General features: G+C 49.0%; 15 protein-coding genes. 7 read left to right on the top strand and 8 right to left on the bottom strand.

Annotation, left to right across the window (positions count from 1 at the left end):
* Positions 1-4: 4 nt before the first annotated feature.
* Genes LAT77_RS03925 through fliR form a run of 7 tightly spaced genes read left to right on the top strand, consistent with a single transcriptional unit; the run spans position 5 to position 4,278 of the window.
* Entirely contained in the window at positions 5-505 is a 501-nt protein-coding gene (locus LAT77_RS03925; protein ID WP_290563245.1) for a flagellar basal body-associated FliL family protein, read from the top strand.
* A gap of 54 nt (positions 506-559) precedes the next feature.
* Complete coding sequence (fliM, locus tag LAT77_RS03920; protein WP_290563244.1) at positions 560-1,642, top strand: flagellar motor switch protein FliM; 1,083 nt, start codon at positions 560-562, stop codon at positions 1,640-1,642.
* Entirely contained in the window at positions 1,635-2,039 is a 405-nt protein-coding gene (gene fliN, locus LAT77_RS03915) for a flagellar motor switch protein FliN (RefSeq protein ID WP_290563243.1), read from the top strand. The genes fliM and fliN overlap by 8 nt, the downstream gene beginning before the upstream one ends.
* Positions 2,036-2,440, top strand: a complete 405-nt coding sequence (fliO, locus tag LAT77_RS03910) for a flagellar biosynthetic protein FliO (protein ID WP_290563242.1) — start codon at positions 2,036-2,038, stop codon at positions 2,438-2,440. The genes fliN and fliO overlap by 4 nt, the downstream gene beginning before the upstream one ends.
* A gap of 1 nt (position 2,441) precedes the next feature.
* Positions 2,442-3,191 carry a flagellar type III secretion system pore protein FliP gene (fliP, locus tag LAT77_RS03905; protein ID WP_290563241.1) on the top strand — a complete coding sequence of 250 codons (750 nt, stop codon included), beginning with the start codon at positions 2,442-2,444 and terminating at the stop codon, positions 3,189-3,191.
* 13 nt (positions 3,192-3,204) lie between these two features.
* Positions 3,205-3,474 (top strand): flagellar biosynthesis protein FliQ, encoded by a 270-nt coding sequence (fliQ, locus tag LAT77_RS03900; RefSeq protein ID WP_290563240.1) that lies wholly within the window; start codon positions 3,205-3,207, stop codon positions 3,472-3,474.
* Between the two features lie 9 nt (positions 3,475-3,483).
* On the top strand, positions 3,484-4,278 hold the full coding sequence (fliR, locus tag LAT77_RS03895; RefSeq protein ID WP_290563239.1) for a flagellar biosynthetic protein FliR: 795 nt from the start codon (positions 3,484-3,486) through the stop codon (positions 4,276-4,278).
* Positions 4,279-4,331: 53 nt separating this feature from the next.
* On the opposite strand, the gene flgL is transcribed toward fliR, so the two are convergent.
* The 8 genes from flgL to flgE form a co-directional block, all read right to left on the bottom strand.
* Positions 4,332-5,543, bottom strand: coding sequence for a flagellar hook-associated protein FlgL (gene flgL, locus LAT77_RS03890; RefSeq protein WP_290563238.1), 1,212 nt, complete (start codon positions 5,541-5,543; stop codon positions 4,332-4,334).
* A gap of 20 nt (positions 5,544-5,563) precedes the next feature.
* On the bottom strand, positions 5,564-7,165 hold the full coding sequence (gene flgK, locus LAT77_RS03885; protein ID WP_290563237.1) for a flagellar hook-associated protein FlgK: 1,602 nt from the start codon (positions 7,163-7,165) through the stop codon (positions 5,564-5,566).
* A gap of 80 nt (positions 7,166-7,245) precedes the next feature.
* A complete protein-coding gene (locus LAT77_RS03880; RefSeq protein ID WP_290563236.1) occupies positions 7,246-7,557 on the bottom strand; it encodes a rod-binding protein in 312 nt (103 codons plus the stop codon).
* The gene (locus tag LAT77_RS03875; RefSeq protein ID WP_290563235.1) at positions 7,557-8,654 is read right to left on the bottom strand and encodes a flagellar basal body P-ring protein FlgI; all 1,098 of its coding nucleotides are present in this window, start codon (positions 8,652-8,654) and stop codon (positions 7,557-7,559) included. The genes LAT77_RS03880 and LAT77_RS03875 overlap by 1 nt, the downstream gene beginning before the upstream one ends.
* An 8-nt stretch (positions 8,655-8,662) precedes the next feature.
* Positions 8,663-9,340 carry a flagellar basal body L-ring protein FlgH gene (locus tag LAT77_RS03870; protein ID WP_290563234.1) on the bottom strand — a complete coding sequence of 226 codons (678 nt, stop codon included), beginning with the start codon at positions 9,338-9,340 and terminating at the stop codon, positions 8,663-8,665.
* Between the two features lie 34 nt (positions 9,341-9,374).
* Positions 9,375-10,157: a flagellar basal-body rod protein FlgG gene (gene flgG, locus LAT77_RS03865; protein ID WP_290563233.1), complete on the bottom strand. Its 783-nt coding sequence runs from the start codon at positions 10,155-10,157 to the stop codon at positions 9,375-9,377.
* 22 nt (positions 10,158-10,179) lie between these two features.
* Entirely contained in the window at positions 10,180-10,923 is a 744-nt protein-coding gene (gene flgF / locus LAT77_RS03860; RefSeq protein ID WP_290563232.1) for a flagellar basal-body rod protein FlgF, read from the bottom strand.
* A 51-nt stretch (positions 10,924-10,974) separates the two neighbouring features.
* A complete protein-coding gene (gene flgE / locus LAT77_RS03855; protein WP_290563231.1) occupies positions 10,975-12,153 on the bottom strand; it encodes a flagellar hook protein FlgE in 1,179 nt (392 codons plus the stop codon).
* Positions 12,154-12,197 lie beyond the last annotated feature (44 nt).

The following is a 12,197-nucleotide window of genomic DNA, read 5'->3' as shown; positions in this document are numbered from 1 at the left end:
TTGCATGGCAAAAGCACAACCACAAAAGAAAGAAAGCGGTAACAAACAAAGCCCGTTGGTTCTGATTCTCACCGGCTTGGTGGTGTTACTCATCGCCGTCGTCGGTTTGAATACTTGGTTATTAATGGAGACCCGGACCACGACTTTAGCCGCTATTCAAGGCCAACTAGGTCCTACCGAACAGGCGCATACACCGGTTTTAGTTAAACTAGAGCCGCTGTCAGTCAATTTACGCAGTGATCAGTTTGGGCCACGAATTTTATACACCGCTATTTCTCTTGAAGTACAAGATGGGATTAGTAAAGACACAATAATGGCCAACATGGCACAAGTGCGTAGCCGTTTACTTTTACTGTTATCAGGAATGAATGCCGAGTATATCAGTAACCACGAAGGTAAAGTTGATCTTGCTAATTTGGTCAAGCAGCGTCTCAGTGAGCCTTATGGTAATGGTCAAGAGATCCTTATTCATGATGTACTCTTTACTGAATTCATTGTGCAATAGAAAGTTAGGCAGTCACTAGAGAGGACCGGCGCGAAGCCGTTTCACGGAGTATGTATGGCAGGCGACAAACCGCTTTCACAACACGATATTGACGAGCTATTAAGTTCGATATCGCGACCTAAACAACCTGCGCAGGAGATTAAAAGCTCTTCGCGTCAGGAGCGTTCGGCTCGAGTAAAGCAAAAAAATGTCAACGAACGACCATTTGATCCAGGTTCACAACACCGTGTGGTCCGTGAACGCCTGCATACATTAGAGATTATTAACGAGCGCTTCGCCCGTCAATTCCGCATGAACTTATTTAACTTGCTCCGTCGAAATGCAGATATCACGGTGGAGTCGGTACGTTATCAACGTTTTCAAGATTTCTCCGACGAAATTCCCAGTCCAATCAATCTGAATATCGTCGCCATGAAGCCGCTACGCGGTTCTGCCTTGATTGTGTTCCCGCATAACATGGTGTCCATGATCGTCGAAAACCTATTTGGGGGCGATGGACGCCTTATTACGCGAAACGACACGCGTGAATTTACCGCGACTGAACAGCGGATTATTAATCGGGTCCTTAATTTAGCCATGGACGCCTATCAAGAAGCGTGGCGGACCGTTTATCAAATAAAGATGAGCTACATTCGCTCGGAAATGCAGGCCAAATTCGCAAGTATCACGACCTCGCCAAGCGAGTTGGTGGTCAGTACCACTTACCATTTGGAAGTTGGTCATTTGGAAGCGAATTTCAATATCGTCATGCCTTATTCCATGATCGAACCCTTACGCGATCGCTTAACCAATTTGCGCGCGGACGGTTCAAGTGCTTCAGACCTAGCTTGGCGTCAACGCTTCAGTAAAGAACTGCAAGAGTCGGAAGTCGAGTTGGTGACCGAGTTCGCCCAAATACCCGTGCGATTACCGCAAATCATGGGACTCAAAGTGGGTGATGTGTTGCCAGTCGATTTGCCTTCTACCGTAACCGCAACCGTCAGTGGTATTCCCGTTCTCGAGTGCGATTTTGGCGCTTCAAACGACCACCGAGCATTGCGGGTGAAAAAGGTTTTAGAAAACCATGTGTTACCTACCCGAAAAAGGGAAGTAGGTTCGGTGTTTGCCGCTCCTGCTGAGGATTTTGAAAATGACTGATACACCAAAGAACGAAGACCAACACGATAGTCCAGAAAATTGGGACGATGCAGCGCAAGAGGAAGGACTTGGCGACAAGGCCAGCGACACGGTTTTTAAGCCGTTAGAAAGCAATGCATCGAACTCAGGCGCTGCACATGACCTCGACATCATCATGGACATTCCCGTGCGCCTCAGTGTTGAACTTGGCCGCACTCGCATAACCATTAAACAGCTACTAGACTTAGCTCAGGGCTCGGTGGTTGAACTCGATGGCTTGGCCGGCGAACCTATGGATATTCTTATTAACGGCTACTTGATCGCACAAGGTGAAGTGGTTGTTTTGGATGACAAATACGGTATTCGGATTACCGAAATTGTCACACCTGCGGAGCGCGTACAGAAACTGAATCGATGAGCACTTCTTCTGCATTGATCAATCAAACACAGACCAGTGGCGATCTAACTGCTGGTTTAGCGACACTGGGAAAAGTGTCGTTTACGCTGCTATTTATTATTGCTTTTATTCTGCTCTGTGCATGGCTTATTCGCCGGTTTGGTAGTGGTTATTTACCCGTGGCGGGTTCAGCGATTCGTATTGTCGCGAGCGCGAACGTCGGACCAAAAGAAAAAGTTATGATTGTCGACCTGCTCGATAAACGCTTGGCGATCGGTGTCACTGCTCAACAGATTACGCTACTGACTGAAAGTGAAATTCCAGCCGATGCAGAGCAAATGAACACCAACACGCAACCCGCTTCGCCCGGTTTTTCTCAATTATTGCGACGTTCATTGCAGCGCAACAAACCCGAGGAATAACATGTATTTTCGGTTACTACTGGGTGTCCTAGCACTGCTAATTGTCGGATTACTGCCGCTCGACGCGTTCGCCCAAAGCTTACCTACGATTACCAGTCAAACCGCAGAAGATGGCAGCCAGCAATGGTCAGTGCCACTACAGACACTTTTACTGCTCAGCAGTATGGCCTTCTTGCCCGCCATGCTATTAATGATGACCAGTTTCACCCGCGTCATTATTGTTTTTGGTCTTTTACGTACCGCCATGGGAACCCAGTCGGCACCCCCAAACCAAGTGCTGCTCGGACTCGCTTTGTTTTTAACCTTTTTCATTATGTCGCCGGTGCTCAGCCAAATCTACGAGATTGCATGGGTGCCCTTAACCGAAGACACGATCACCTTTGAACAATTTATTACCTTAGCCAGCGAACCGTTGCGCGAATTTATGTTAGCTCAGACGCGCCAAGACGACTTAGCCTTGTTTGTTCGTTTAGCCGATATAGGCCCTGTTGCTGGACCAGAAGAGCTGCCCATGCATGTTTTAATTCCGTCGTTTGTCACCAGTGAATTAAAAACTGCATTTCAAATCGGCTTTACAATTTTTATTCCCTTTCTGATTATTGACTTAGTCGTCGCTAGTGTCCTGATGTCGCTCGGGATGATGATGGTGCCACCGGCAACCATTTCATTGCCGTTTAAGTTGATGCTTTTCGTTTTAGTGGACGGCTGGCAATTGCTAATTGGTTCGCTGTCACAAAGCTTTTTCGTTTGACGAGGACTGAACGATGAATCCAGAACAGGTCATGACGATTGCTTATCAAGGAATGCGGGTCGCACTTTATCTCGCTGGTCCCTTACTGCTTACCGCCTTGGTTATTGGTTTAACCGTCAGTTTGTTTCAGGCCGCTACACAAATCAACGAAATGACCCTCTCGTTCATTCCGAAAATCCTTGGCGTCGTCATTGTACTCGTTATTATCGGCCCGCTGTTGTTACAACTCATTATGGATTTCACCCGCGAGCTGTTTACCAATATTCCGCTCATGGTTTCCTAGGCCTCGTCGATGATCGAGGTAACTTTTACGCAGCTTCAGGAATGGATTGCCGCTTTTTTTTGGCCGCTGGTACGTATTCTTGGTTTTATGGCGATAGCACCCATTCTGGGGCATTCTCGCATCCCTAATCAGCTTAAGCTCGGATTCGCAGCAATTTTTGCCATTGTTATTAGCCCCATTTTGCCGCCCATGCCGGACGTTCCGCTCTGGTCCTGGGCCGCCTTCGGCATTATTGTCGAGCAAATGCTGATTGGTGTTGCTATTGGCTTGGTAATGCAGATTACGCTCGCCGTGGTAATGGCTGCCGGTGAATTTATCGGCCTGCAAATGGGTCTCGCATTTGCAACTTTTTTCTCGCCTGACAGTGGCACCAACAGCATGATTTTATCGCGACTGCTGCATACCTTCGCGATCTTGATGTATTTGGCGCTCAACGTGCATTTAATGATGATTGAAGTACTTGCATTTTCGTTCCAGAATTTACCTATTGGCACTGCAGGGCTCAACCTTACTGCATTTGAAACGCTTGCGAGGTTTGGCAGTATTGTGTTTTTAAGCGGCATCTTGTTGGCACTTCCTGTATTCGGCGCCTTGCTGATCATCAACATCACCTTAGGTATTCTTAACCGCTCAGCACCGCAGCTAACCGTATTCTCTATCGGTTTCCCACTGTCGTTGACCATGGGCTTATTTTTGCTAATGATCTTAACCACGAACCTCGGCGGATTCTTACAAACCTTGTTTGCCCAAGGGGTTTCCTTTATTGATGAGTTAATTCACGCTCTCGCACCACTACCCCAATAAAAAACCCAGCATCGCTTTCGCTGTGCTGGGTTGTCAACGCGTCCATCCGATGATCAACGAAGATAATCGAAAAGACTCATACTGGTAATATCCACAAACGTTTTTTGTGCCGCTTGAAGGCCGACCATGCGCATGCTGTAATCCGACGCTGCAGCTACGTAGTCAAGATCAACGAGGTCTGAAAGTGTTTGCTCATAAGCGAGCAAGCGATTCTTGGCGACCAAATCAAGCGTATCTAGCTCATTCAAGCGTGAGCCGACTGAGGCTCGACGCGTTAATGTGTTGTCTAACATTTGGTCGAGCTCGCGCAAGGTTTCGCTGAACACATTACGCTGTGCGGCGCGTCCTTCTGGCGTTTCCGTTGAACCGCGCAATGCGGCAATAGCGTCTTCCATACTGCGAAATAAGTTGGGGTCCATTTGATTCGCCCGTCCCGCAGTTAAACCATCACCATCGCTCGGTTGACCTGAGAATTCAAGGCGAACACCTGCATAATCAATTGGTTGCCCTTCACTCCATGCGCCTGTGGCAACTTCTGTACCATCGACCATTACGGAATATGTGGTTGCACCTGCTCCATCAACCGCAAAATTGACGTTAAAGCGCTGGCCGAAGTTAGGGTCCGAGGTATCCAAAACATTTAAGCGCTCAATCACTAACGAGCCTTGATTTCCTGCGTTAACCTTCTGATGATAGGTCGTGACCCCAGGGGCGGAAGCGAATAACCGTTCAGCTGTATCACGCACGACCATGGTGCGGTTGTCATCAATGAATTGCTCGCGAGGCTCTATGCCATCGATAAACTGAACTCGACCATCAACCCGAATTAAAGGCGCTGAATCGTCTTTTTGGCCGGCAAATAAGAAGCGCCCAACACCATCGGTGACATTCGCTTGGCCAATCATGGCCTCATAGATGCCCTCTAATTCAGCAGCGATTGACCCTTTGTCGAGGTCGCTAACCGTATCGCTCGAGGCTTGTACCATTAGCGTTTTGGCGCGCGTGATCATATCGCCAAGACCATTTAAAACGCTTTCTTGCTGGGACAAATTGTTGCGAGCCGACACGCGTGAATCAAGCAGTTGCTGCGTCGTAGCTTTCGATTGCATAACGTTAACGGCACGGGAAGCCGCTTGTGGATCATCTGAAATATTCACGACTCTGCGACCGGTCGCCAACTGATTGCCCACCTTCATGAACGCGCCCTGCTGTTGGTTCATGGATTTGACATTCTGGTCGAAAATAATCTGTGTACTTATCCGCATCGTTTCACCTATTTATCGAACTAGCGCAGTTGCAGCAGTTCTTCCATGATTGTTATACCGGCCTGAATAACACGTGCATTCGCTTGATAATACTGCTGATACAACATCAGATTCGCTGCTTCTTCGTCCAGATTAACACCTGATTCGGACTGTTGAATCATACGCAGCTGATCGGTAAGACCTTCCTGCGCGGCTAAATTCGCATTTAATACGCTAATACGCGTACCTGTGTCACTGACAATCGCGGCATACGCTTGCGTGAACGTGGCTGAACCACCAACGATCGTTTGGTTTTGCAACGCTTGCATCGCCATCGCATTGCTATTATCACCACTGTTACCTGATTGCGCTGCGGCGAGCTCAGAACTGTCACTAATATTGACTGCGAACTCACGCGCAACATTTTGCACGGGGTAAATTCGGAAACGGTCGCCATTCTCTGGTGTGCCGTTGACTTCCATGGTCAGTCCCGCAAAGCTAATGGTATTATCCGGGTTGACCGTTACATCAACTTGCTGGCCATTATCTCGGCGCACGGCAGTGAAATTGCCATCGGCAAACGTCACGTCAAACGCTGCAGAAGTAAGGCGAGCGGTATCGGTAATAGCGACCGTTGCAGTTGCGTCACCTGCATTTTTGCTATTTAAATGGACAATCGGCGAGCCAATCGTAAATAGCGCCTGACCAGGCTGACCATTCAAGTCGGTGCCTGAAGTATGAATGTCATTAAAGCCTTGCGCAATTGAGGTTGCTAATTGACCCAGCTGCCCCTGAAGTCGATCGAGTGACTCTTTCCGGAACTGCATCAAGCCACCCAAGGTGCCTTGTTTTAACACATCTTCACCGAGCTCCATGGTGTTACCCGATCGACTCACGTAACCCAAACTCAATCGCGAAGGGTCGCCGGAGTCACGAAGCGTTTGCAACGTCATGGGTGTTTCACCAGCGACCAAAGACAAGCCATTACCGAAGGAAACATTGTACTGGCCACTGCCGGCGGTATTCACTCGAATATCCATGATTTTACTGAGTTCAGCAACCGCATGATCACGCTGATTTAACAGCATATTAGGCTCTTGCCCGCTTGCAGCGCGCATTGCTGTGATGTCTCGGTTCAGATCGGCTATCTGGCGAGTAAGTTGGTTTGCTTTATTGATTTCAGAGGTAATTTGACTGTTGATGTCACTTTGCATGTCCGCTAAGTAACTATCGAACGCACGAAATTGCGCGGTAAGGCTGTTCGCTGTGCCTAAGACGCCTTCTCGAGCCGCGGCGTCAGACGGGTTGGATGCGAGATCGCCAATCGACGCATAAAAGCGCTGCAACATGGGCCCGATACCTGCATCGGGATCAGACAATAAGTTATCGATCTGGCTGATTTGCGACTGATAAGCTTTTAATCCCTGCAATGAGCTTTCCGCACTATTGAGTCGTGCGGCAATGAACTGATTGAACTGGCGCTCAATCGTAGCCACCTGCACACCGCCGGTTTCATTTTGTCCGAATTGGACAATTTCCCGGTTATAACCGGGTGTAAACACATTCGCGATGTTGTTACTGGTCGCATTCAAACCTGCTTGAGCTGCCTGTAAACCACCAATACCAATATTAAAAACACTCATACAAACACCGCCTCACAAATACAATCTAACTTCTATTATCGACGTAACAAGAAAAAACTTGAGTCTTTTAATGTAAATCGTTAGCGCTTGGTCGACGGTTGCTGTAGCTGTTGCACGAGCTGCTCGGCAAGGCCGATGCCTTGTTTGGACATGTGGCGCGAAAGTTGTTCATCATACATCGACATTAAGGTGTCACGCTCGTGACTATCAAACAGTTCAGAGGGGCCGCTCGCCTCGCGCATCGACTTCAACATCATGTGGAGAAAAAGCGCTTCAAATTCTTCAGCGGCCTGTTTTAAACCTGCATCTGGGTTTTGCTGGTTGAGTGTTTTTACGCGCTCTAACTGGGTTACGTCCATAGCGAGTTGATTTGATATCGGATTCATATCCATTAAATGATCTCCAATGATGCGCGCAAGGAGCCTGCAGCTTTCAATGCTTCAAGGATAGCCATCAGGTCTGACGGCGTCGCACCAAGAGCGTTAAGCGCATTGACAACTTCCATCAGATCAACGCCCTCAACTACTGACAAGGTACCGCTGTCTTCACTGATATCGATGTCTGCGACATCGGTCACCACGGTCTGCCCACGACCAAAGGCGCGCGGCTGGTTTACTTCTTGCCGCGCTTGAATCGCAATCGACAAATTACCATGTGCAATCGCTGCTTGGCGCAAGCGAACTTGACCATTTAAAACAATCGATCCGGTTCGCGAGTTCAGCACAACGCGTGCAGGACCTTCCGGTGTATCAATTTCAATTTGTTCGATACGCGCCATAAAGCTGACGCGTTCGTTCGGGTCTTCCGGTCCGTACAGACGAATCGAGCGACCGTCCATCGCGGTCGCAACAAACAAACCGAACTCTTCATTGATACGCTGCACGACACGTTCAACAGTGGTGAAGTCATTCGTTTTTAGCTGTAGCTCGAGCTCGCCTTGATTCTGCCCCATAGCTAACGGGACTTCCCGCTCAACGATTGCACCGCCAGCGATCCGCCCTGCTGCTTGATGATTAATCACTTGCGAACTTCCTGCAGCCTCAGCACTCGCTCCTGTAATTAACAAGTTTCCCTGAGCTAACGCATAAATCTCGCCATCAATACCGCGTAATGGCGACATCAACAAGGTGCCACCGCGCAGACTTCGTGCATTACCCACAGAGGAAACGGTGATATCCAGTCGCTGACCGACGCGCGAAAACGGCGGTAAATCGGCGGTAATCATGACCGCAGCTACATTTCGCAACTGCATATTAGTTCCTGGGGGAATGGTTACACCGAGTTGCGACAACATGTTACTTAAACTTTGTCCGGTAAAAGGCGCTTGTGTGGTTTGGTCACCCGTACCGTCAAGACCGACAACCAGACCATAACCGACAAGTACGTTATCACGAACACCGGCGAAGTCTGCAATGTCACGAATTTTTTCTGCTTGCACGGGCGCCGCGAAGGCGAGGCATAAGCTGCAAATGACCAATAAACGTTTCATGTTGACTCCTAGAGCGGGCTTGCCCAGTTAAAGAAACGCTGCATCCATCCCATGCGCTGGGCACCATGGACATAGCCATCACCTATATATTCGATACGGGCATCCGCGACTTGCGTCGACAGCACGGTATTCTGGGCGCTAATCGCGCGCGGGTTCACAACACCAGAAAAACGTATATATTCAGCGCCTTGATTAATGGCAATGTGCTTTTCACCACGGACGCGGAGATTGCCATTCGGCAAAATCTCTAACACTGAAACCGTAATCGTGCCTTGAAAGCGATTGTTCGCACTGGCTGCACCTTGCCCCAAGAAATTTGTTTCTGAACCAACGTTGAAACCGAGCTCGGCTAAACGCTCAAGTACATCCGGTAACTGGGCCAAATCCACCGCCATGTTGCTACTACGACTAGCCGACGTTTGCGAGCTTTTCGATGCACTCACTTGCTCTTCAAGGAGTATCGTAATGATGTCGCCGCTCATGCGCGGGCGGCGGTCTTCAAACAGTGGCGCAAACCCGCGTTGTGGTTGGAAAATAGAGCCATTCGAGACCACTTCCGCATATTCTGGGTAAACCATTGGCTCCGGTTCACTGACGACACGAGGCTTCGGCGGTGCAGAACACGCGGCGACAAGCAACACGCAGAAAATGCCGATGCTAATCTGAAAAAACTTGTGGACTGTCATGACCATTTCCTCACTCAATGACTATGGTGCACATTTACAGTTGCGTTAACCGCGACAACATTTCGTCACTCGCACGAATGCCTCGGCTGTTGATCTCGTAAGCGCGTTGGGTCTGGATCATGTTGACCATTTCTTCCACTACGTTCACATTCGAGTTTTCAACAAAACCTTGCATGAGGCGACCAACACCGTTATTACCCGGAATTTGCTCTTCTGGCACACCTGAAGATGCGGTTTCTCGATACAGATTTCCGCCAATACTTTCAAGTCCGGCTGGATTAATAAACTGTGCTAGCGTCAACTGACCGACTTGTTGATTCTGCGGGTTGCCCGGCGTAGTGACGGTGACGATACCGTCTTCGCCAACCGTAACGCTCAAGGCATTAGGCGGTAAGAACACGCCCGGCTCGATCGGATAGCCATTCGCGGTCACCAATTGACCATTCTGATCAATTTGAAAACTGCCGTCGCGGGTGTAGGCTAAATTGCCATCGGGCATCAAGACTTGGAAAAAGCCTTGGCCGCTAATCGCTACGTCACGCGAGTTCTCGGTATTAATTAAATTGCCTTGAGTGTGCAAACGCTCAGTGGCGACCGCGCGAACACCGGTACCCAGTTGTAAACCTGACGGTAGACGGTCTTGGGCGTTGTTCATCGCCCCTGGTTGGCGCATATTTTGATAAAGCAAATCTTCAAACACCGCACGCGAGCGCTTAAAGCCTGTGGTATTCACGTTTGCTAAGTTATTGGTAATCACGTCCATCTGAAATTGTTGTGCTTCCAGACCCGTTTTACCTGTCCATAATGACTTGATCATTGTTCTCTCCTCACCCTACTGCTTAGCCAGACATCGACAGCAGGCTGTTCGCACGTTGTGCGTTTTCATCTGCGGTAGACACGACTTTCATTTGCATATCGAACATGCGCTGATTACTAATCATCGCGACCATAGCTTCGACGGCACTAACATTACTGCCTTCGAGTGCACCACTGACGACGCGAACACCGTCATCAGCATTCAACGGCGCATTGTTGACACTGCGAAATAAACCGTCATCGCCGCGAACGAGTTGTCCCGGTTGCGCACTGACCAACTTCAATCGATCAACTTCTGCGACTTCGTCGGGATTTTGTCCGGGCGACAACGCCGTAATCGTACCGTCTTCACCGATAGTCAGCTGTGCTCCAAGGGGGACCATAATCGGACCACCGTCACCTAACACTGGGCGGCCGTTACTATTCAACATGCCATTTTCATCGATGCTTAAATCACCACGGCGGGTATAACTCTCGGTTCCATCCGGTGCTTGTACTGCTAACCAGCCTTCACCGCGGATGGCGACATCCAGTGGCCGTCCAGTCTGATTCACCGGGCCTGCCGTTGAGTCGAAACTTGGCGTACTTGCTACCGCAGCAGTCCGCGTATTCATCATGCCTTGTGCATTCACCGGTACTGCTCGGGTTGCATCAAGCTGCTGACGAAAGCCACTGGTATTCACATTCGCTAAGTTGTGCGTAATCGTCGCTTGGCGATCAAGCGAGTTTCGTGCACCGTTCATAGCGGTGTAAATCATTGGATCCATGTCGCGCTCCTAAAAAAGGCGGCGCTAGCATTTAGGCTAGCGCCATTTCCATTAACGTAAGTTAACTGTGGTTTGCAGAACTTCGTCTTGGGTACGGATACTCTGAGCATTGGCCTGATAGTTACGCTGTGCAATGATCAGGTCGACCAACTCTTGGTTCAAATCAACGTTCGACGCTTCAACAACGCCCGACGCAATTTGACCAAACTGAGCTTGTCCAGGAATACCAATGATCGGGCTACCTGAATCAGCCGTTTCGCTCCAGACGTTATTACCGATCGCTCGCAAACCTTCATTGTTTTGGAAGCTCGCTAAGGCTAAGGTGCCTAAAACTTGCTGTTGGTCATTCGTGTAAGTGCCCATAATTTGCCCTTGCTCATTCACATTTAAGCGCAACAATGAGCCTGAGGTATATCCATTCTGAACCATAGAGCTGACTTCAAAATTATTGGCAAACTGCGTGGTTCCGGTTAAGTCGAGCTCGAACTCAACTTCGTTGGCGCCAGTGCCTGGGTCAAAGTTAAAGCTCAAAACTGTTGCTGCGGATAAGGTGCCGTCGGCATTGAACTCAACGTCTTGAAGGTCCCGAACATCGTCGTCGCCGTCAATCATAATGCCCGCTTGCCAATCATTCTCACCTGTCTTAAAGAAGAAGATACGAACGTCTTGGCGCGTACCGAGTGAATCATAGACAGAGACGTTGCTCACGTACGAATATGTCGTTGGGTCATCTGGATCAAAATTGTTAGGGTCCACTTCATCAACACGAGCATCAAGGTTAAACGCAGCGTCTACGTTGCTCGTTGGCTGAGCTTGAATGCCATCGGCTGGGATACGGATTGCTTCTGGAGCGGTTCCCGGTGCAACACCGCGGTTATAACCGGTTAATTTTGCACCTTGGGCATTAATTAAGTGACCATCTTTGGTCATACTAAATTGACCGTTGCGTGAATAAACGGTTTGATCGTTTTGCGTCAAACGGAAAAAGCCGTTACCACTAATCGCTAAGTCAAGATTGCGGTTGGTCGTTTCTTGGTTACCAGCACCAAAGTTTTGAACCAGTCCGCCGACCTTTACACCCATACCAACTCGGCTGTCCGAATAAACGTCAGCAAAGCGAATACTCGTGGACTTAAAACCGACCGTACGTGCGTTAGCAATATTATTACTCACCACGTTCAGGCTTTCTGCGGAAACACGTAAACCGCTTAATGCTTGTGAAAAACTCATAATTGAGCTCCTTGTTTAAATGAATCTGTAACTTCAGTTAGTTT

The organism is Aliidiomarina sp., from assembly GCF_022565475.1.
Lineage (GTDB): Bacteria > Pseudomonadota > Gammaproteobacteria > Enterobacterales > Alteromonadaceae > Aliidiomarina.
This window is presented reverse-complemented; position numbering and strand designations above follow the sequence as displayed.